The 20,973-nt window shown below is 67.6% G+C and carries 15 protein-coding genes; 7 read left to right on the top strand and 8 right to left on the bottom strand.

The features are described 5' to 3' along the window. Positions 1-9: 9 nt before the first annotated feature. Complete coding sequence (locus M1247_RS05830; protein ID WP_317155325.1) at positions 10-882, bottom strand: uracil-DNA glycosylase; 873 nt, start codon at positions 880-882, stop codon at positions 10-12. Positions 883-923: 41 nt separating this feature from the next. On the opposite strand from M1247_RS05830, the gene tap reads away from it, so the two are divergent. Together tap and M1247_RS05820 are read left to right on the top strand one after the other, a co-directional pair. Beyond that, a complete protein-coding gene (tap, locus tag M1247_RS05825) occupies positions 924-2,144 on the top strand; it encodes a multidrug efflux MFS transporter Tap (protein ID WP_317155324.1) in 1,221 nt (406 codons plus the stop codon). A gap of 9 nt (positions 2,145-2,153) precedes the next feature. Further along, positions 2,154-3,509, top strand: coding sequence for an FAD-binding oxidoreductase (locus M1247_RS05820; RefSeq protein ID WP_317155323.1), 1,356 nt, complete (start codon positions 2,154-2,156; stop codon positions 3,507-3,509). Here M1247_RS05820 and M1247_RS05815 read toward each other — a convergent pair. Next, the gene (locus tag M1247_RS05815) at positions 3,506-4,384 is read right to left on the bottom strand and encodes a rhomboid family intramembrane serine protease (protein WP_317155322.1); all 879 of its coding nucleotides are present in this window, start codon (positions 4,382-4,384) and stop codon (positions 3,506-3,508) included. The genes M1247_RS05820 and M1247_RS05815 overlap by 4 nt on opposite strands. A gap of 82 nt (positions 4,385-4,466) precedes the next feature. Here M1247_RS05815 and M1247_RS05810 point away from each other — a divergent pair, with 82 nt between their 5' ends. Both M1247_RS05810 and M1247_RS05805 read left to right on the top strand, forming a co-directional pair. Next, the gene (locus M1247_RS05810; protein ID WP_317155321.1) at positions 4,467-5,717 is read left to right on the top strand and encodes a cytochrome P450; all 1,251 of its coding nucleotides are present in this window, start codon (positions 4,467-4,469) and stop codon (positions 5,715-5,717) included. Further along, the gene (locus M1247_RS05805; protein ID WP_317155320.1) at positions 5,717-6,298 is read left to right on the top strand and encodes a TetR/AcrR family transcriptional regulator; all 582 of its coding nucleotides are present in this window, start codon (positions 5,717-5,719) and stop codon (positions 6,296-6,298) included. Before M1247_RS05810 ends, M1247_RS05805 begins: the two co-directional genes overlap by 1 nt. Here M1247_RS05805 and M1247_RS05800 read toward each other — a convergent pair. The 4 genes from M1247_RS05800 to M1247_RS05785 form a co-directional block, all read right to left on the bottom strand. Further along, entirely contained in the window at positions 6,273-8,609 is a 2,337-nt protein-coding gene (locus M1247_RS05800) for an arylsulfatase (protein WP_317155319.1), read from the bottom strand. The genes M1247_RS05805 and M1247_RS05800 overlap by 26 nt on opposite strands. 88 nt (positions 8,610-8,697) lie before the next feature. Continuing rightward, positions 8,698-9,399, bottom strand: coding sequence for a siderophore-interacting protein (locus M1247_RS05795; RefSeq protein WP_317155318.1), 702 nt, complete (start codon positions 9,397-9,399; stop codon positions 8,698-8,700). A 40-nt stretch (positions 9,400-9,439) separates the two neighbouring features. Continuing rightward, positions 9,440-10,588, bottom strand: coding sequence for an acyltransferase family protein (locus tag M1247_RS05790; protein WP_317155317.1), 1,149 nt, complete (start codon positions 10,586-10,588; stop codon positions 9,440-9,442). After that, positions 10,585-12,333 carry a DEAD/DEAH box helicase gene (locus M1247_RS05785; protein ID WP_317155316.1) on the bottom strand — a complete coding sequence of 583 codons (1,749 nt, stop codon included), beginning with the start codon at positions 12,331-12,333 and terminating at the stop codon, positions 10,585-10,587. The genes M1247_RS05790 and M1247_RS05785 overlap by 4 nt, the downstream gene beginning before the upstream one ends. A gap of 48 nt (positions 12,334-12,381) precedes the next feature. On the opposite strand from M1247_RS05785, the gene M1247_RS05780 reads away from it, so the two are divergent. From M1247_RS05780 to M1247_RS05770, 3 genes are read left to right on the top strand one after another with little or no spacing between them, the layout of a single operon-like run. Next, positions 12,382-12,990 (top strand): LppP/LprE family lipoprotein, encoded by a 609-nt coding sequence (locus tag M1247_RS05780; protein ID WP_410506824.1) that lies wholly within the window; start codon positions 12,382-12,384, stop codon positions 12,988-12,990. A gap of 59 nt (positions 12,991-13,049) precedes the next feature. Continuing rightward, positions 13,050-16,511 (top strand): TM0106 family RecB-like putative nuclease, encoded by a 3,462-nt coding sequence (locus M1247_RS05775; protein WP_317155314.1) that lies wholly within the window; start codon positions 13,050-13,052, stop codon positions 16,509-16,511. Then, entirely contained in the window at positions 16,508-17,866 is a 1,359-nt protein-coding gene (locus M1247_RS05770) for an FAD-binding oxidoreductase (protein WP_317155313.1), read from the top strand. The genes M1247_RS05775 and M1247_RS05770 overlap by 4 nt, the downstream gene beginning before the upstream one ends. Positions 17,867-17,892: 26 nt before the next feature. Here M1247_RS05770 and M1247_RS05765 read toward each other — a convergent pair whose 3' ends face one another. Further along, positions 17,893-19,578 (bottom strand): MFS transporter, encoded by a 1,686-nt coding sequence (locus M1247_RS05765; RefSeq protein ID WP_317155312.1) that lies wholly within the window; start codon positions 19,576-19,578, stop codon positions 17,893-17,895. Positions 19,579-19,672: 94 nt separating this feature from the next. Continuing rightward, positions 19,673-20,941, bottom strand: a complete 1,269-nt coding sequence (locus M1247_RS05760; protein ID WP_317155311.1) for a multidrug effflux MFS transporter — start codon at positions 20,939-20,941, stop codon at positions 19,673-19,675. Between the last annotated feature and the right edge of the window lie 32 nt (positions 20,942-20,973).

Raw genomic sequence — 20,973 nt, 5'->3', positions numbered from 1 at the left:
TCAACGTCATCACCCGGTGCGTTCGTTCCCGGCGGCCAGTCGCTTGGCGGTGTGGAAGAGATCGTCGAGCATCGCCTCGGTGAGCCTGCCGGTGAAGGTGTTCTGCTGACTCGGGTGATAACAACCGAGCAGCGTGACCTCACCGTGGGGCGTGGTCAACGTCGCCGTCGCGCCGTGGCCGAACTTCGGCGCCGGTTTCGGCCGGGTGCCCACCATGTCCATCGCCGCCCGCCAGGCGAACCCACCGAGCGCGACAACCACCCGCACGTCGTCGACGATCATTCGCCACTCGGCCTCCAACCACGGGGCGCACGTTGCCCGTTCGGCTGGGGTGGGCGCGTTGCCGGGCGGTGCGCAGCGGACCGCCGCGGCCATGCGGGTGTCGAACAACTGCAAGCCGTCAGCGGAATCGACCGAGGTGGCCTGGTTGGCCAGGCCGGTGCGGTGCAGCGCGGCGAACAGGAAGTCCCCTGACCGGTCACCGGTGAAGATCCTGCCCGTCCGGTTGGCGCCCTGCGCGGCGGGCGCCAACCCCACGATCATCACGCGGGGCCTCGTGGCACCCCACCCTGGCGCGGGTCTACCCCAATAGGGTTGATCAGCAAAAGATTTGCGTTTGGTCACCGCAACTTCCTCACGCCAGGTGACCAGCCGCGGGCAGGCCCGGCAGACCGATACCTCGGCGTCGAGTTGCTCGAGCGTGGTTGCGTCGGAGGCCAGTCGCCGCACCTGCGCGGCGGAACCGGCCACCGCGGTGGCCGCTGTCGCCGGATCGCCGGGCCAGCCGGAGCCGGGTGGCACCGGGGAATCGAACATGTCCCCGGTCGTCGGATGTGGCAACTGCACAAACCCACTGTGCCGCACGGAGCTGCAGAAATGCATGGCGGCGTGCCGCGCTGCGCTGTTAGATTCCGCGTTAGCCCATGACCGATACCAAACGCGGCCCGCTGCTGTTGATCCTGTTCGCCGCGTTGATGGCCGGCGCAGGCAACGGCATTTCAATCGTGGCGTTCCCATGGTTGGTGCTGCAGCGCAACGGCTCGGCCGTGGATGCCTCGATCGTCGCGATGGCAGGCACGCTGCCGCTGCTGGTGGCCACCCTGATCGCCGGCGCCGCGGTGGATTACCTGGGCCGCAGGCGGGTGTCGATGCTCTCGGACCTGCTCTCGGCGCTGTCCGTCGCGGCGGTGCCGGTGCTGGCCCTGGTGTTCGGCGTGCAGGCGATCAACGTCGCAGTGCTGGCCACCCTCGCCGCGTTCGGCGCCTTTTTCGACCCGGCAGGCATGACGGCCCGCGAGACCATGCTGCCGGAGGCGGCCGCGGGCGCCGGCTGGACGCTGGACCGGGCCAACAGCGTGTACGAAGCGGTGTTCAACCTCGCCTACATCGTCGGGCCCGGTATCGGCGGCCTGCTCATCGCGACCCTCGGTGGCATCAACACCATGTGGGCGACGGCCGCGGCGTTCGGCTGCTCGATCGTCGCAATCGCGCTGCTGCGCCTCGAAGGGGCGGGCGCACCGGACCGCAGCGCACTGCCGGAAGGGGCGTGGGCAGGAATCGTGGAGGGCCTCCAATTTGTGTGGCGTACTCCCGTGTTGCGCACGCTGGCGATCGTCGACCTGGTGGCCACCGGTCTGTACATGCCGATGGAGAGCGTGCTGTTCCCGAAGTACTTCACCGACCGCAACGAGCCGGCCCACCTCGGCTGGGTGCTGATGGCGCTGAGCATCGGCGGGCTGGTCGGCGCGCTCGGGTACGCCGTGGTCTCGAAGTATCTGAGCCGACGCGCCACGATGCTGATCGCGGTGCTCACGCTCGGTGCGGCGATGACGGTCGTCGCGTTCCTACCACCGTTGCCGCTGATCCTGGTGTTGTGCGCCATCGTCGGCCTCGTCTACGGACCGATCGCGCCGATCTACAACTACGTCATGCAGACCAAGGCGCCGAAACACCTGCGTGGCCGCGTGGTGGGCGTGATGGGTTCACTGGCCTACGCCGCCGGTCCCCTGGGTTTGGTGCTGGCAGGCCCGCTGGCCGACGCCGCCGGTCTGCATGCGACATTCCTCGCGTTGTCGCTGCCCATGCTGGGCCTCGGTATCGTCGCCGTCTTCCTGTCTGCGCTGCACGATTTGGACGCCCCATAGGATCTAGGTGTGTTGTCAGAGCTGATCGCCGAACTTCCCGACGGCGTCGTCGTCACCGACCCGGACATCCTCGGTTCCTACCGCCAGGACCGGGCAGCCGACCCGGCCGCAGGCACGCCGCTGGCGGTGGTGCGCCCGCATCGCACCGAGGAGGTGCAGGCGGTGCTGCGCTGGGCCAGCCGGCACCGGGTGCCGGTGGTTCCCCGCGGTGCGGGCACGGGACTGTCGGGCGGGGCGACCGCGCTCGACGGGGGCATCGTGCTGTCCACCGAGAAGATGCGCGACATCACCGTCGACACCGTCACCCGCACCGCCGTCGTGCAACCGGGCCTGCTCAACGCGGAGGTGAAGAAGGCCGTCGCCGCGCACGGGCTGTGGTACCCGCCTGATCCGTCGTCCTACGAGATCTGCAGTATCGGCGGCAACATCGCCACCAACGCAGGCGGCCTGTGCTGCGTCAAGTACGGGGTCACCACCGACTACGTGCTGGGGCTGCAGGTGGTGCTGGCCGACGGCACCGCAATGCGGCTCGGCGGGCCGCGTCTCAAAGACGTCGCCGGACTGCCCCTGACCAAACTGTTCGTCGGCAGCGAAGGCACCCTCGGCGTGGTCACGGAGGTGACGTTGCGGCTGCTGCCCCCGCAGCAGTCCCCGTGCACGGTGGTGGCCAGCTTCGACTCGGTGCAGGCCGCGGCGGGTGCCGTCGTGAAGATCACCGGCAAGATCCGGCCGTCGATGCTGGAGTTCATGGACTCCGTCGCGATCAACGCCGTCGAGGACAAGCTCAAGATGGGGTTGGACCGCAACGCGGCTGCGATGATGGTGGCTGCCTCAGACGACCGTGGTGCTGCCGGCTCCGAGGACGCCGAGTTCATGGCCGCGGTGTTCACCGAATGCGGTGCGACCGAGGTGTTCTCGACTTCGGATCCGGATGAGGGTGAGGCGTTCGTGGCGGCACGGCGCTTCGCCATCCCGGCCGTCGAAGCCAAGGGCTCGCTGTTGCTCGAAGACGTCGGGGTGCCGCTACCCGCGCTGGCCGATCTGGTCGCCGGCGTGGCCAAGATCGCTGAGCAGCGGGACCTGCTGATCTCGGTGATCGCGCACGCCGGCGACGGCAACACCCATCCGCTGATCGTGTTCGACCCGTCGGATGCCGATATGGCGCGCCGGGCCGGGCTCGCGTTCGGCGAAATCATGGATCTTGCCGTGGGACTGGGCGGCACGATCACGGGTGAGCATGGTGTGGGCAGGTTGAAGCGGCCGTGGCTGGCGGGCCAGATCGGGCCCGACGCGATGGAACTCAATCAGCGCATCAAGCGCGCGCTCGACCCGGACGGCATCCTCAATCCGGGTGCCGGGATCTAGCCTCCGATCACCCCGAAGAGGACCAGCAGATCCTTGGTCCGCCACCCGATCAACCCGGCGAACAACAGTGCGGCGGCGACCGAAACACCCGCCTGTATCGCGTTGCGGTGTTCCCGCGGTGCATAGACGTATGCCGCGCCGATCGCCGCGCCGGTGACCAGACCGCCGACGTGGCCCTGCCAGCTGATCGCGCCGGCGCCCAACAGCGGGCCGACGAATGTGAACACCAGGTTGATGATGACGACGGCGCCGATCGCGCGGACGTCGAGGTTGAGCCTTCGGGCCACCACGAAGACGGCGCCGAACAGTCCGAAGATCGCGCCGGACGCACCTGCGGTCGCGGAAAGCGGGTGCGACAGTAGATACACCAGCACCGAGCCACCCAGCCCGGCCAACGCGTACAGCGCACCGAACCGCAAGCGGCCCAGCCAGGCTTCCAAGGGCGGACCGACCACGTAGAGCGCCCACATGTTGAACAGCAGATGCATGGCGCCGTAATGCAGGAACATCGACGTCACCAGGCGGTAGTACTGGTCGTACATCGCGATGTCTCCAGGCCGCAAGGCGAGCTCGCGCTCCAGGTTCCCCGACGCCATCTGCAGCACGAACATCAGCACGTTCACGCCGATGAGCGTGTAGGTCAGGATCGGTGCTCCCGGACGCTGCACCCCGCCGAACTGGGTGCGCGGCGCCTGCACCGTCCTGGCGCCCTCGTTCACACACTCGACGCACTGATGGCCGACCGCGGCCGCACGCATGCAGTCAGGACAGATGTAGCGACCGCAACGGGTGCAACGCACGTAGGTCGGGCGGTCAGGATGCCGGTAACACGTCGGTGTCTGGGCAGGTGAGGGCGGCGTGTTGGGAGTGCTCATCGCGCTGCAGCCTAGCGTGGCGACGCGCTGCGCGCCGGAGCGACTATTGACACCTACCCGGCATGTGTCGTAGCAATAAGACATGACAGCTGATTTGTCTCACACTTCGGTCGGCACGCAGGCCCGCTTCGAACTCGCCGACGCCGACACCTGGCCCGATCCGTTCCCCATGTATGCGGCCCTGCGCGAGCACGACCCCGTGCATCATGTGATCCCGGTCGACAAACCGGAGGATGACTACTACGTGCTGTCCCGGCACGCCGACATCTGGGCCGCGGCGCGCGACCATGAGACGTTTTCGTCGGCCCAGGGATTGACGGTGAACTACGGCGACATGGAACTGATCGGCCTCGCCGACAACCCGCCGTTCGTCATGCAGGACCCGCCCGTGCACACCGAATTCCGCAAGCTGGTGTCGCGCGGCTTCACCCCGCGTCAGGTCGAGTCAGTCGAGCCGAAGGTACGCGAGTTCGTGGTGACGCGGTTGGAGCAGTTGCGCGCCGACGGGGGCGGCGACATCGTCACCGAGCTGTTCAAACCGCTGCCCTCGATGGTGGTCGCGCACTACCTCGGCGTACCCGAGGAGGACCGTGCCCAATTCGACGGCTGGACCGAGGCCATCGTCGCCGCCAACACCGCCTCCGGCGGCATCGCTGCCGCGCTGGGCTCCGCCACCGAAGCCGTCACCGCGATGGCAGGCTACTTCGCCGAGCTGATCCAACGGCGCCGCCGTGACCCTGCCGACGACACCATCTCGCATCTCGTGGCGGCCGGTGTCGGCGCCGACGGCGATATCGCGGGCACCCTGTCGATCCTGGCGTTCACCTTCACCATGGTGACCGGAGGAAACGACACCACCACCGGAATGCTCGGTGGCGCAGTGCAACTCCTGCACCAACGACCCGACCAACGGAAGCTGCTCGTCGAGAATCCCGAGCTGATTCCGGACTCGATCGACGAATTCCTGCGGCTCACCTCGCCGGTGCAGGGCCTGGCCCGCACCACCACGCGCGAGGTCACGATCGACGACACCACGGTCCCGGCGGGGCGCAAAACCCTGCTGCTGTACGGGTCCGGCAACCGTGACGAGCGCGAATTCGGGCCCGACGCAGCAGAACTCGACATACGTCGCAAGCCACGCAACATCCTCACCTTCAGCCATGGCGCACATTTCTGCCTTGGCGCGGCCGCGGCCCGTATGCAGTCCAGGGTGGCGTTGACCGAACTGCTGTCGCGCTACCCGGATTTCGCGGTGGATCTCGACAATGTGGTGTGGGCAGGCGGCAGTTATGTGCGCAGGCCCCTGTCGGTGCCGTTCCTGGCGGGCAATTGATGGCCCGGGACTGGCTGTCGGCGCGCCGCACCGAGGTGGCGGCAGACCGGATCCTGGACGCCGCCGACTCGCTGTTCACCCGCCAGGACGCCGCAAGTGTCGGCATGCACGACATCGCGGCTGCTGCCGGGTGTTCCCGGGCGACGCTGTACCGGTACTTCGAAAACCGCGAAGCGCTCTACACCGCCTACGTGCACCGTGAGGCACGCCGGCTCCACCACATCATGATCGAGCGGATCTCCGGCGTGACCGACCCCCGGCAGCGACTGGCCGAGGGCATCACCTCGGCCTTGCATCTGGTTCGAGAAAGCCCGGCGTTGTCGTCGTGGTTCGCTACCGCGCAGCGCCCCATCGGCGGTGAAATCGCCGAGCGGTCCGAGGTGATCCACGGAATGGTCGAGGCTTTCGTCCGATCACTGGGCAGCGGCGACGGGCCCGATGTGCAACGACAGGCGCGGTGGCTGGTGCGGGTGATCGTGTCCCTGCTGGTTTTCCCCGGCCCCGACGAGGCCGACGAACGCGCGATGATCGAGGAGTTCGTCGTGCCGGTGCTGGCTACTGCCTCGACATCGAAATATTGAGCTTGTCCTCCGCGGTGACCAGGTGGTCGTGGCCGTCGGCACCGACGTCAATCTTCACCCAGTCGATCCGCCCGGTGAACGCGTTCGCATGCGGACCGTAATCGGGCGATGTCGGCGAACCGGTGTCGCAACCGACGTCGCAGGCCTCATCGGCGGAGAACGCCATCGGCTCGGTCTGGTCCACCCGCCCGCTGCCGATCGTCTTACCGTCGCACAGCAGCGTTACTCCCCCGCCCTTACCCAAACCGCCGCCGTCGTAGGTGAACTCCATCCGCAACTGATGATCGCCGGCCGGGATCGCCTCATCGGCGGTGGCGTAGTAGTACTTGATGCCGAAGAAGTTGTAGCAGTATTTGAGCCGGCCTTCGTGGACGTACAGACACCAGCCGCCCACACCGCCACCCTGACTGATGATGACACCCGAGGCGCCGCCGTCGGACACCGTGATCTTCGCGGTGACCGAGTGCGACTTGTTCTTGATGTTGAGCACGCAGTTCTCCAGTAGCCGCATCCCCGAGAAGAGGGTCTGAGTGTCGCCGGTGATCAGCTGCGGCCGGCCGGCGATATCGGGATTGAAGCGCTCGAAGGACCGGTCATCGAGTGGCACCACGTTGTACTTGACCGCCTCGATCAGCCAGAGGCGCTGCAGCTCAGCTAATTTCGATGGATTCTCGGCGGCAAGGTCATGCGCCTGGGTCCAGTCGTCGGGGCCGTACAGCTCCCAGACATCGTCGTCGAGTGCGGGCTGATCGTTCAGCCACGGGGTGCGGTGTTTGGTCACCGCGGTCCAGCCGTTGTGATAAATGCCCCGGTTGCCGAACATTTCGAAGTACTGGACCGTGTGCGTCTCGGAGGCCTCGGCATCGCGCAGCGTGGACAGCATGCTGACGCCTTCCAGCGGCGCCTGGGCGATGCTGTTGACGATCAGTGGTGCCGGGATTCGCGCCGCTTCCAGAATCGTCGGCGCCACATCGATCACATGATGAAACTGGTCCCTCGTCTGGCCCTTGCCCGCAATGCCTTCGGGCCAGTGCACGATGGTGCCGTTGCGGGTTCCGCCCCAGTGCGAGGCCACCTGCTTGGTCCACTGGTACGGGCCGCACAGTGCGTGGGCCCAGCCCACCGCGTAGTGGTTGTAGGCATCGGGTGTACCGAAGTCATCGATCTTCGACAGCAGAAACTCCGGCGTCTCGATGCCTGCCAGCCCGTTGAGCGTGCACATTTCGTTGAAGCAGCCGTTGCGCGTGCCCTCTGCCGACGCGCCGTTGTCGCCGAGGATGTAGTAGATGAGCGTGTTCTCCAGTGCTCCCAGATTGTCGATCGCCTCGACCAACCGACCGACCTCGTGGTCGGTCTGTTCAAGGAAGCCGGCATAGATCTCCATTTGACGGGCCAGCACGGGCTTGAGCTCCGCGGGCATATCGTCCCACCCGGGAATCTCGTCGTGCCGTGCGGTCAGTTCGGCATTCTCGGGCACTACACCGAGCGCCTGCTGTTTCGGCAGCATCTGCTCGCGCAACACATCCCAACCCTCGTCGAACTTGCCGCGATATTTCTCCGACCACTCCTTGGGGACATGGTGCGGCGCGTGGGTGGCCCCCGGCGCGAAGTACATGAAGAACGGCTTGTCCGGCGTGAGCGCCTGCTGTTGGCGCACCCAGGTGATGGCACGGTCGGCAAGGTCTTCGGTCAGGGTGTAGCCCTCCTCCGGTGTCTTCTCCGGCTCGACCGGCTTGGTGCCCTCGAACAGGCCGGGGTAGTACTGGTTGGCTTCGCCGCCGATAAACCCGTAGAAGTGCTCGAAACCCGAGCCGGTCGGCCACTGACCGAAGGGCCCGACCGGCGACACCTCCCAGACCGGCACCTCGTGGCACTTGCCGAACTGGCTCGTCGAATAGCCGTTGAGCCGAAGAGTTTCCGCTATCGGCGCCTTATCTTTCGGTCGGATGCTGCTGTAGCCGGGGGCTGAGGTGGCGATCTCGGTGATACCGCCCATCCCGACCGAGTGGTGATTACGGCCGGTCAACAGCGCCTGGCGCGTCGGCGAGCACAGCGCCGTGGTGTGAAACCGGTTGAGCTTGAGGCCGTTGGCCGCCAACCGCTCCGCGGTCGGCGTGTGACACGGACCACCGAACGCCGAGGAGGCGCCGAATCCGACGTCGTCGATCAGCACGATCAGCACATTCGGTGCCCCTGCGGGCGGCCGCAACATCGTGATCGGTGGGTAAGCGGTATTCGGGTCCTTTGCGTCGTAGGTGGTCAGACCGACGTGCTGAGAATCCGGGATCGGCAGGATGTCGCGGCTGGGCATAAGTGCCTCCCGGCGGAGTAACGGTCTCGGGACACGGACGGTCCCGAGACCGACAGCCTATGTGGTGCGAATCGTCGCCGCAGCCGTTTCACGCCCAATATGCCTGCGCCTTAATGGATCTGCGCGGGATGTTGTACTTCTCACGCAATACCCGGGCCACTGAGCGGGTGGTCCGGTTGTTGCATGCCACCCAGCCGAAATGGTCGGCCGCGTCGAACGCCGAGGAGCTGACGGCCTCCAGCAACCGCTCGTCGTCGCGGTCCACCCAGCTGATCTCGGCGTCGCCGGTCACCGGCAGCTCGCGGTCGTCGTCGTGTCCGGCCTCCAGGAATACCCGGGCCGGGGCATCACCGATGGCGTCGAGCAGTGAGTTGACGGCGGGCAGCGACGCCGTGTCACCGACGATGACGTAGCCGGCGGGCCGCGGCTCGGGCAGTGAGAAGTTGCTGCCCAACACCGTCACCTCCAGCACATCGCCGGGCTCGGCCGCGGCGGCCCAGCGGGTCGCGACTCCGTCGTGCATCGCGAAGTCGATGTCCACGGTGCCTGCGTCCGCGTCGGGATTGACCAGGGTGTAACCGCGCTGATGGGCCTTCGTTTCGTTGGGAAACCAGCCCCGCACCCACATCGTGGGATGCAGCCGCTGCTCGGCGAGCAGCCGGCCCGCGGTGAAGTGCAGGCGAAGGTAATGGGACGTGACTTCCGTCCGGCCGGTGACGGTCAGCTCGTAATCACCGCCGCCGCACAGCTTGACCAGTGCACCTTCCAGCCCGCGCGATGCCTCGACCACGGCACGCCCCTTTCACTTGCGTTCTTTAGGTAAGCATAACCTAACTAACGCGGGTGAAGCGGTGCAGCAACCAGGAGGCCGGAATGGTGAACACCAGGGTGACGACGAACAGGTTGAGCATCGAACCGGTGTAGACGGGATGACGCAATACCTCCACCATCACCAGTTCCATGATGATCAGGTGGATCAGGAAGATCTCATACGAAATCTCACCGAGGGCCACCATCGGCCTGCTGGCCAGAAAACGTGTGTACCAACCGCGGTCGCCGAGCGCAGGCGGCGCCACCAGCAGCGCCGCGATCACCGCGTAGAACGCGGTCTTCACCAGAGCCTCGCTCAGCTTTGCCGGTGAGGTCGTCGGCTCCCCGCCGATCGGCGTCGCCACGATGAAGTAGCTCACCAGGGCCAACGGCAAGCACATCAGCGCATACGCCCGGACCCGCATCTGCTGCAGCACCGCCAGCGCCATGCCCGCGACGAACCAGGCCAGGTACGTCGGCAACCACAGCCGCGCGCCGTCGGGCATCCACGCGCTGTCGTGCACGATCGTCAGCCACACCGGCGACACACCTGCCGCCACCGCCAGCCCGCCCAGCAGCAGCCACGGCCGCCAGCGCCGCCGGCACAGCACCACCAACAGCAGATAGGCCAGCAGCGGCAGCACCACGTAGAACGCGGCCTCCACGGCCAGGCTCCACATCTGGGTCAAGCCCTGGTGCAGATACGAGAACAGGTAGTTGTCGGTGTAGATCTGCGTCAGCGTGAGGTTGCGGAACAACCCCTCCCAGGTGTGCCCGGGATTGGGCCCCGCCGTGCGGAAGTGGTAGAGGAGATAGGCGATCAGCACCGTGACGGCATAGGCGGGCATGATGCGTCGCACCCGATGCCACGCGTACCGACTGACCGACGGCCACGGTGCATCGGCTTGGGCCGTGGCCTTCACCCAGGGCCGGAACAATAGGAATCCACTCAGCACGAAGAAGATCGGCACCCCGATCTCAGCCCGCGAATAGACCAGCCCCACATAGCCCTGCGGATATTTCCCGGTGGTGTACGCCGCGTGGGTGAGCACCACCAGTAGCGCCGCCACCGCACGGATTCCCGTGAGCGAGGCCACCCGATCTGGGGTCGAAACCGATTCCAGACCGCCCTGGGCCGGCGACCCGCTGACGCTTCTGGACAGCGTCACTTCACTTTCCGGTAAGGCTTTCCACCGCCGCCCTTGCGGTCCCGGTGCTCGGACCACTCACGCCGTGGCGCACGGTCCGGCTGCAGATTGATCAGAACGCCGGAGATGCGGGTGTTTTCAAGTGCTTTGAGTGTCTTGGCAGGCAACTTGGCCGGCAACTCGACGAGCGAATGGTCCGGCCGGATGGTGATGTGGCCGAACTCGTTGCGATGCAGCCCGCCTTCGTTGGCGATCGCACCCACGATGTGGCCCGGCCCCACCTTGTGCCGTTTGCCGACATCGATCCGGTAGGTGGCCAGACCTTCGCGCGGTGGCCGCTCCCTGCGCGACCGCTCCCCCCGGTCATCCCGCTCCTCACGAGGCCGCCGCTTCTCCGGCGGCGGCTCGACCATCAGGAACGCATCGCCGTCACGGCTCTGCAGCGCGAGCGCCGCAGCGATATCGGCCATCGGCACATCGTTGTCGCGTTCGTAATCGGCAATCAGACGGCGGAACAATTCGATCCCCGGCGCGCTGAGCCCGTCGGTGATGGAGTCACGGAACTTCGCCACCCGCTGCGCATTGACATCATCGACACTGGGCAGCTCGGACTCGATCAACTTCGACCGGGTGTGCTTCTCGATCGACTTGAGCAGATGCCGCTCGCGCGGGGTGACGAACAACAGGGCCGCCCCCGAGCGTCCCGCCCGCCCGGTCCGGCCGATGCGGTGCACGTACGACTCGGTGTCGTGCGGGATGTCGTAGTTGACCACATGGCTGATGCGCTCGACGTCCAGGCCGCGCGCGGCCACGTCGGTGGCGATCAGGATGTCGAGCTTGCCGTCCTTGAGCGAGGCGATCGTGCGTTCCCGTTGGGCCTGGGCGATGTCACCGTTGATGGCCGCCGCGGAAAAACCGCGGGCCTTGAGCCGTTCGGCGACTTCCTCGGTGGCCTGCTTGGTGCGGACGAACACGATCATCGCGTCGAACGGCTCCACCTCGAGCACCCTGGCCAGGGCGTCCAGCTTGCGCGGCCCCGCCACCTGGATGAAACGCTGCGAGATGTTCTCCGCCGTGGCGGTCTTCGCCTTGACGGTGACTTCCACCGGGTTGTGCAGATATTTGGAGGTGATCTTGCGGATCGCCGGCGGCATGGTCGCCGAAAACAGGGCCACCTGCTTGTATTCCGGGGTGTCGGCCAGGATGCGTTCGACATCCTCGGCGAAACCCATCTGCAGCATCTCGTCGGCCTCGTCGAGCACCAGGTAGTCCAGGTGCGACAGGTCCAACCTGCCCTTTTCCAGGTGGTCGATGACACGGCCGGGCGTTCCGACCACCACCTGGGCGCCACGCTTGAGCCCGGCCAACTGCGGACCGTAGGACGAGCCACCGTAGATCGCCAGCACATTGATGCCGGGAAGATGCGCGCCATACCGGCCGAATGCCTCGGCGACCTGCAGGGCCAACTCCCGCGTCGGCGCGAGCACCAGCGCCTGGGTGGCCTTGCTCGCGGTGTCGATCTTGGACAGGATCGGGATCGCGAAAGCCGCGGTCTTGCCGGTACCGGTCTGGGCCAGCCCGACGACGTCGGACCCGGCCAGCATCGGCGGAATGGTGGCGGCCTGAATGGCCGAAGGAGATTCGTAGCCGACATCACTCACGGCCTGCAGCACCGCCGGGTGAATCTGCAGGTCGGCAAAGGTCGTTTCGGGGGTACCCGAATCCGGGCTGGGATCGGGGCCCGCGCCCGGCTCTATAGACGTCATCGTGAAGGAAGTCTAGTGCCAATCCGCAGGCAGTCGCGCAATGCACATATGCACCCCCGCCGCCGCGTGCCTGCCGGACGCACCCCGCCAATCACGCTACGGTGCCCAGTTGTGAAACAGGTCGTAGCAATTTCGGCGGCTCTGGTCACTCTCGCCGGATGCGGATCGGGTGATTCCACCGTCTCCAAGACACCGGAAGCCACCGCGAACCCGGCGACGACGGCCGCGCCCAACCCGACAGCGAAGGTCGCGGCGCCGCCGTCGACCGCCTCGCCCACCGACCCCTGCTCGGTCAACCTCGCCGCGCCCGAAATCGCCAAGGCGGTGTCGAGCCTGCCTCGCGATCCGCGCAGCAATCAGGCCTGGAGTCCTGAGCCGCTGGCGGGCAACTACAACGAGTGCGCGCAGCTGTCTGCGGTGATCGTGCGGGCCAACACGAACTCCGAGCATCCCAACACCCGGGCCGTGATGTTCCACCTGGGCAAGTTCATCCCGACCGGCGTCCCCGACACCTACGGCTTCAACGGCATCGAGAAATCCACCACGACCGGCGACACCGTGGCACTCAAGTACTCCAGTTCACTCAACGGACTGGCCAGCACCGTGAAGTTCCGCTGGAACGGCAATGGCGTCGAGCTGCTGGGCAACGTCGGCTGATTAGTCCCCGGCCTTCCCGTGACGCTCGGGGTGTCGGGTGACTGCCCTACAGTGACAGCGTGTTCGTCACCGACGACGGCTGTGCCGGACCAACCGTCATCTACAGCGCTTCCGATCTCGCCGCGGCCGCGCGCTGCGAGTATGCGCTGCTGCGTTCATTCGATGCTCGGCTCGGCCGGGGCCCCGCGGTGGCGGCCGAGGACGAATTACTCGCCCGCACTGCCCAACTGGGCGGTGAGCACGAAGCGCGCCACCTTCAGGAGCTGCGCACCGACTCCGAGGTGACGATCATCGGCCGCCCGGCCTACACGATCGACGGCCTGTCCGCCGCGGCCGAGCAGACGCTGGCGGCGGTACGGCGTCGGGAGCCGGTCATACATCAGGCGGCGATGTTCGACGGTCGCTTCGTCGGGTTCGCCGACTTCCTGGTGCTGTCGGATTCGCCGGACGGCGAGATCTACCGGCTGCGCGACACCAAACTGGCCCGCTCGGTCAAGGTCGAGGCCCTGCTGCAGCTGGCCGCCTACACCGAAACGCTGGCTGCCGCCGGTGTCCCGGTGGCAGCCGAGGTGGAGCTGGTGCTGGGTGACGGCGCCACCGCCAGTTACCCCGTTGCCGAGTTGCTTCCGGTCTACCGGCCCCGGCGCGCGGCACTGCAGCGGCTGCTCGACACGCACCTCGCGAGCGGTGAACCGGTCAGCTGGGAGGACACGGACGTACGGGCCTGCTTCCGCTGCCCGGAATGCGCCGTCGAAGTGCGGGCGCATGACGATCTGCTGCTGGTCGCGGGCATGCGGGTCAGCCAGCGGGCCCGGATGATCGACGCGGGCATCACCACCGTGGGCGCCCTCACCGCTCACGACGGCGCCGTCGACGGGGTGCATCCGCGCATCCTGGCGAGCCTGACCGCGCAGGCGCGGCTGCAGCGCGCGCCGCGGGTCGACGGCAAGCCGCCCTACGAGGTCGTCGACGCGCAACCGTTGATGCAACTGCCCAACCCGGACCGCGGCGATCTGTTCTTCGACTTCGAAGGCGACCCACTGTGGACCGATGACGGCGTGCAATGGGGGCTGGAGTACATGTTCGGCGTGCTCGGCACCGGCACGAAATCCCAGGACGACTTCCGCCCGCTGTGGGCACACGACCGCCGCGAGGAACGCCAGGCGCTGCGCGACTTCCTGAGCCTGGTGCACAAACGCCGCAAGCGCTACCCGCACATGCACGTCTACCACTACGCCGCTTATGAGAAGACGGCGCTGCTGCGGCTGGCCGGGCGCTACGGCGAGGGTGAGGATGCCGTCGACGAGCTGCTGCGCAACGGCGTGCTGGTAGACCTGTATCCGTTGGTGCGCAAGAGCATCCGGGTCGGCACCGAGAACTACAGCTTGAAATCGCTTGAACCGCTGTACATGGGCGCCGCGCTGCGCAGTGGCGACGTCACCACCGCGACAGATTCCATCACGCAGTACGCCAAGTACTGCGCACTGCGTGCCGAGGGCCGTCACGACGACGCCGCGGTCGTGCTCAAGGAGATCGAGGACTACAACCACTACGACTGCACGTCCACCCGCCGGCTGCGGGACTGGCTGATCAACCGTGCGATCGAGTCCAGCGTCCCGCCACTGGGCACCCAGCCGGTCGATCGCCTCGAGCCCGTCGAACCGCAGGACCAGCTGGCGCGCCGGTTGCACCGCTTCGCCGGCGAGCCCGGCGAGCCGGGCCGCGGCCCGGAGCAGCGGGCGGTGGCGATGATCGCGGCCGCCCGCGGCTACCACCGTCGGGAAGACAAACCGTTCTGGTGGGGACACTTCGACCGGCTGAACCATCCGGTTGACGAATGGTCGGACGGCACAGGCGTTTTCGTTGCTGACACCGCAACCGTGGACACCGACTGGCACACCCCGCCAAGGGCACGTAAACCTCAACGCCGGGTGCGGCTCAACGGGACGCTGGCCACCGGTGAGCTGACGAGGGACATGTACGCGCTCTACGAGCCACCGGCACCGGACGGCCTCACCGAGGATCCCGACCGCCGCGCGTTCGGATCGGTGCAGGTCCTGGCATGCGATTATCCGGCCGCACCCACCGAGGTGTTGATCATCGAACGGGAACCCAAAGGGGGCACGGTATTCGACCAACTACCGTTCGCCCTGACCCCGGGACCACCGATCCGCACCACCGCGTTGCGGGAATCGATCGAGACCACGGCCACCGAGATCGCCACGGGCCTACCGCAGTTACCTGCCACCGCAGTCGTCGACATCCTGCTGCGCCGTCCGCCACGGACCCGAACCGCCGGGCCGCTCCCCCAGGACGGTGAACAGGTCGCGGACACCATCACCGCGGCGCTGCTGGATCTGGATTCCTCCTACCTGGCCGTGCACGGCCCACCCGGCACCGGTAAGACCTTCACCGCCGCGGCGGTGATCGCCCGGCTGGTCAACGAGCATCGCTGGCGCATCGGCGTGGTGGCGCAGGCACATGCGGTGGTGGAGAACCTGTTCCGTGATGTGGTCTCGGCCGGAGTGGACGCGGACCGGGTCGCCAAGAAAGGCCACGCCGACAGCCCCACCTGGACCGAGATCACCGAATCGGATTATCCGGAGTTCGTGTCGCGGCACACTGCCGACCGGCACGGCTGCGTCATCGGCGGCACCGCATGGGATTTCGCCAACCCGGCCAGGGTGCCGCCGGGCAGCCTCGACCTGCTGGTGGTCGAAGAGGCCGGCCAGTACAGCCTGGCCAACACCATCGCGGTGGCACCGGCCGCCACCAACCTGCTGCTCCTCGGCGATCCGCAACAGCTGCCACAGGTCAGCGCGGGCACCCACCCCGAGCCGGTGGACACCTCGGCGCTGGGCTGGCTGGTCGACGGCAGCCACACGCTGCCCGCCGAACTCGGCTACTTCCTTGACCGCTCCTACCGCATGCACCCCGCGGTCTGTTCGGCGGTGTCGGCGTTGTCCTATGACGGGCGGCTGCGTTCGGTCGATGCGGTGACCGCGGCGCGACGCCTCGACGGGTACCCGCCGGGGGTAGCGCTGCTGACGGTCGACCATGACGGCAACGCGACCGAGAGCCCGGAGGAGGCCGAGGCCATCGTCGCCGAGATCGGCCGGCTACTCGGATCGTCGTGGACCGACGAGTCCGGCACGGTGCCGCTGGCCCAGCAGCACATCCTGGTGGTGACCCCGTACAACGCTCAGGTGGTCGAGCTGCGTCACCGGCTGGATGCCGCCGGGTTCACCGATGTGCGGGCCGGGACGGTGGACAAGTTCCAGGGCCAACAGGCCGCGGTGGTGTTCATCTCGATGGTGGCGTCCTCGATCGACGACGTGCCACGCGGAATCTCGTTCCTGCTCAACCGTAATCGCCTCAATGTGGCGGTGAGCCGGGCCAAGTACGCGGCAGTGATCGTCCGGTCGAGCGCGTTGACGGAGTATCTGCCGACCACCCCGGCCGGGGTGGTGGAGTTGGGCGCATTCCTGGGCTTGCCCCCGTGTGATACACCCACGGGGTGACTGAACCCCTCACCGATCAGCTCGCCGCGATCGTCGGCGCCGGCCATGTCAGCACCGATCCCGATGTGCTGGCCGGCCGGTCGGTCGATCACACGGGGCGCTATCGCGGCCACGCCAGCATGCTGGTCCGCCCCCGCAACGATGAGGAGATCGCCGCCGTGCTGCGGGCCTGCCACGCCGCAGGCGCCTGCGTCACGGTGCAGGGCGGGCGGACCTCGCTGGTCGCCGGAACGGTCCCCGAAAACGATGACGTGCTGCTGTCCACCGAACGGCTCACCGAGATCGGCCCGGTCGACACGACCGAGCGCAGGGTGCGGGTCGGCGCGGGGGTCACGGCGGCCGCGGTGCAGCGGGCCGCCGCGTCCGCGGGTCTGGTGCTCGGCGTCGACCTGGGCGCACGGGATTCGGCCACCGTCGGCGGTATGGCCTCGACGAACGCAGGCGGTTTGCGCACGGTGCGTTACGGAAACATGGGCGAGCAGGTGATCGGGCTCGACGTCGCGCTGCCCGACGGGTCGGTGGTGCACCGGCACAGTCAGGTGCGGCGCGACAACACGGGCTACGACCTCGCATCGCTGTTCGTCGGTGCCGAGGGCACCCTGGGCGTGATCACCGCGCTGGACCTGCGGCTGCATCCCGCGCCCAGCCACCGGGTGACCGCGGTGTGCGGGTTCACCGATCTGGAAGCCCTCGTCGAGACCGGAAGGCAGTTCCGCGACATGGACGGCATCGCGGCGCTGGAGTTGATCGACGCGAGCGCCAGCGCGCTGACCGCCGAGCAGCTGGGTGTCGCCGCCCCGGTCGAGGGCGCCTGGCAACTGCTCATCGAACTGGCAGGCGACACCGACCAGACCGAACGGCTGGCCGATGCCCTCGAGCACGCCCGATTGTGCGGGGAGCCCGCGGTCGGGGTCGACGTCAACGCCCAGCAACGGCTGTGGCAGGTGCGCGAATCGGTGGCCGAGGTGCTCGGCCTCTACGGCCCGCCGCTGAAATTCGACGTATCGCTGCCGCTCGCCGCGATCGGGGGATTCGCGGCGGCCGCTGCCGATCTGGTGGCAGAGCACGCTCCCGACGCCATTCCGGTGCTGTTCGGCCACCTCGGCGAGGGCAACCTGCATTTGAACGTGCTGCGCTGCGCCTTGAGCGGCGACGCCGAACACCAGCTGTACGCGGCGATGATGGCGTTGATCGCGGCCAGCGGCGGCAATGTCAGCTCGGAGCACGGCGTCGGCACCCGCAAACGGGAGTACGTCGCAATGTCGCGGACCGACGCCGACATCGCCGCGATGCGCACCGTCAAGGCGGCATTCGATCCCGCGGGCTACCTCAACCGGGCAGTGCTGTTCAGCTGATTTCCGGGCGCGAGGCCGCGCGCGGCTCAGTCGTGCTTCGGCGGCAGTTCAGCGGTGAGTTGGGCCAGGATCGCCTGCCACTCGCCTTCGGGTTCGGGTGGGCGGGCCGGCGCGGTGCGCAGTGGCTCGGTGATGCTGTCGTCCTCATGCCGATCGAGGATGTACTCGACGTATTCGTCATCGTCGGGATAGGCCGCATCGAACTCGTCCGGCCTCTCGTCGTCCGGAGTCTCATCGGGGGGCGCGGCAGACCCGTCGCCGAAGCCGAGAAGGAACAGCGCGGCCACGACACCGAACAGCGCGACGAACGCCGGCAGCAGCATCGATTGCGACATCGCCGCCGAGAACGGGCCGTGCAGAAACCCCGGCAACTCCAGTGCCATCGCCTCGCCGGGCGGGGGTGCGGCCGGCGAACCCGGCATCTCCGCGGCGATCCGCGAGGTCATGAACGCGGCGATACCTGCGCTGCCCAGCACCGAACCGACCTGGCGGGTGGCGTTGTAGACACCCGAACCGGCACCCGCCAGATCCGAGGGCAGGTTGCGGGTCGCCGTGGCCGCCAAGGGCGACCAGATGAACGCCATCCCGATGCCCATCAGCACCTGCGGCAGCAGCAGCCGCCAGATCGGTGTGGTGGGCAACATCTCGATGGACAGCCAGGTCAGCCCGATCGCCATGGCGGAGAACCCGAAACCGATCACCGGCCGCGGATGCGTGCGGTCCACGATTCGCCCGACCACCGGGGCCAGCACCCCGCTGGCGATCGCCGTCGGCGCGGTGAACAGTGCCGCCCGGGTGGGCGACAGGCCGCACACCGACTGGGCGTAGAACATCAGCGGCAGGATCATCGCCGTCACCGAGAACCCGATCGTGGCGACGCCGACATTGGCCAGACTGAAATCGCGGTCGGCGAAGATGCGCAACGGAATCAGCGGCTCGCGGGTGTTGACGGCCTGCCAGCACACGAACGCGGCCATCACCCCCACACCGATCGTCGCGGTCCCCCACACCCAGGGCGCCCACTCGTGTGACTGACCTTCTTGCAATGCGAACACGATCAGGAACATCCCGACACCGGACAGCAGCACGCCGATCATGTCGAACCGGTGCCGCTGGGTGGGCAGCACCGGCACCAACCAGACGGCCAGTGCCAACCCGGCGATCCCGATCGGCACGTTGACGAAGAAGATCCACTGCCAGCCCAGCCCGCCGACCAGGACCCCGCCGGCCAGCGGGCCGACCAGCGTCGCGACCCCGGCGGTGGCGCCCCACACACTCATCGCCACCCCGCGCCGTTCGGGCGGGAAGATCCGGGTGATCGTCGACAACGTCTGCGGCGTCAGCACCGCCGCCCCGATGCCCTGCACCACCCGGGCGGCGATCAACGCCTCGATGCTGCCGGCCAGGCCGCACCACAGCGAGGCCGCGGTGAACACCGCCAGACCGGCCAGGTACATGTTCTTCGGCCCGAACACATCCCCCAGCCGTCCGGCCACCAGCAACGGGACGGCATAGGCCAACAGGTAGGCACTGGTCACCCAGATCACGCCGTCGTAGTCGGCGCCCAGCTCTTCCATGATCGTCGGATTCGCGACGGCCACGATGGTGGCGTCGAGCAGGATCATGAAGAAGCCGACCAGCATCGCCCACAACGCGTTCCACGGGTTGTCGGCAGGGTTGCCCGCAATCCGGGCGATCAGGGTCTGGAGCATCACGAATCAGTGGGGGAATCAGGTCGGCGACGTTGCGCCGAACGCTACGGACCCGCCACGATCCGGACAAGTCCGGGCCCCTCGGCGAAGGGGATCACGCCGCTTCGGCGACCGCCTCGTCGATCAGCTCGGCGGCGGCGTCGTCGACATCGCGGCGACCACCGACGAGCACCAATGCGACCAATGCGATCACCATGCCCGCGGTCATGATCCCGGCCAGCGCCAGGGCACCGTTGCCCAGCGCCCCGACGAGCGGTGCCACCGCGGCCCCGATCCCGAACTGGGCGGCGCCAAGCAGGGCAGCCGCGGTACCGGCGGCGTCCGGATGCCGCGTCAACGCGAGCGCGGGTGCGTTGGGAATGACCAGCCCCATCGTGGCCAGGATCGCCAGCACCGGCAGCAGGAAGCCGGCCAACCCACCGACCTGCGCGACGGTCAAGCCGATGAAGACCGCCCCGGCCACCGTGGCCGCGGCCAGCGCCGCCATGGTGATCGCCTGTGGGGTGAACCGCCGCAACAGGACCACGTTGAACTGCGTCGACCCGATCAGCGCGACCGCACCCGCGGCGAACACCAGCGCGAACGACTGTTGGTCGAGGCCGTACCGGCCCTGCAGGACGAACGGCGCTGCCGAGATGTAGGCGAAGAGACCGGACATACCCAGCGCGGCCACCAGCACGAGAATCACAAACCGGGCGTCGCGCAGCAGTTCGGCGTATGTTCCGATGATTCCGCGCACCCGCAGCGGGCGACGATGTGACACCGGCAGCGTCTCGGGCAGCGCCAGCGCGGCCATCAGAAGCAAGGCACCGGCCAGCACCACAAGCGCGACGAAAATCCAGTGCCAGGAGCCCTTCAGCAAGACTGCTGCACCCAGCGACGGCGCCAGCACCGGCGCCACCCCGAGCACCAGCATCAGCCGCGACATCACCGTCGCAGCGGCCGAGCCCGCGAACAGGTCACCGACTACGGCGATCGCCACCACCGCGGCGGCGGCGGCGCCCATACCCTGCAGTGCGCGCGCCAGGCCGAGGGTGGTGACGTCCGGGGACAGCACGCACAGCACCGAGGCCACCATGTGCAGCAGGATCCCGGCCATCAGTGGCCGCCTGCGACCCAGCGAATCCGAGAGCGGGCCGACGATCAGTTGGCCGAGCGCAAGCCCCGCCAGCGTCCCGGTCAGGGTCAGCTGTGCGACCGACGAGGTGACCGACAACTCGTCTGCGATCTTCGGCAGCGCGGGCAGATACATGTCGATGGTGAGCGGGCCGAGAGCGACGAGGGCACCCAACACCAGAATCATCCGAATACGTCCCGGCGCGCCTGCAACTTTCGTCTCGTTCACGTCGGGCGATGATGCCATGACGTTGTGTAGCCACGCAGGTCGGCATTTTC

Source organism: Mycobacterium appelbergii (genome assembly GCF_032883035.1).
GTDB classification, from domain to species: domain Bacteria; phylum Actinomycetota; class Actinomycetes; order Mycobacteriales; family Mycobacteriaceae; genus Mycobacterium; species Mycobacterium appelbergii.
Note: the sequence above shows the minus strand (reverse complement) of the source record. Positions and strands in the feature narration are given on the sequence as shown.

What these genes read in the sequence shown, in the direction of transcription:
- M1247_RS05760 (WP_317155311.1), bottom strand. Translation starts at nt 20,941, where the DNA reads ATGGCATCATCGCCCGACGTGAACGAGACGAAAGTTGCAGGCGCGCCG.
- M1247_RS05805 (WP_317155320.1), top strand. Translation starts at nt 5,717, where the DNA reads ATGGCCCGGGACTGGCTGTCGGCGCGCCGCACCGAGGTGGCGGCAGAC.
- M1247_RS05785 (WP_317155316.1), bottom strand. Translation starts at nt 12,333, where the DNA reads ATGACGTCTATAGAGCCGGGCGCGGGCCCCGATCCCAGCCCGGATTCG.
- tap (WP_317155324.1), top strand. Translation starts at nt 924, where the DNA reads ATGACCGATACCAAACGCGGCCCGCTGCTGTTGATCCTGTTCGCCGCG.
- M1247_RS05765 (WP_317155312.1), bottom strand. Translation starts at nt 19,578, where the DNA reads ATGCTCCAGACCCTGATCGCCCGGATTGCGGGCAACCCTGCCGACAAC.
- M1247_RS05780 (WP_410506824.1), top strand. Translation starts at nt 12,382, where the DNA reads ATGCACCCCCGCCGCCGCGTGCCTGCCGGACGCACCCCGCCAATCACG.
- M1247_RS05815 (WP_317155322.1), bottom strand. Translation starts at nt 4,384, where the DNA reads ATGAGCACTCCCAACACGCCGCCCTCACCTGCCCAGACACCGACGTGT.
- M1247_RS05810 (WP_317155321.1), top strand. Translation starts at nt 4,467, where the DNA reads ATGACAGCTGATTTGTCTCACACTTCGGTCGGCACGCAGGCCCGCTTC.
- M1247_RS05800 (WP_317155319.1), bottom strand. Translation starts at nt 8,609, where the DNA reads ATGCCCAGCCGCGACATCCTGCCGATCCCGGATTCTCAGCACGTCGGT.
- M1247_RS05830 (WP_317155325.1), bottom strand. Translation starts at nt 882, where the DNA reads ATGCATTTCTGCAGCTCCGTGCGGCACAGTGGGTTTGTGCAGTTGCCA.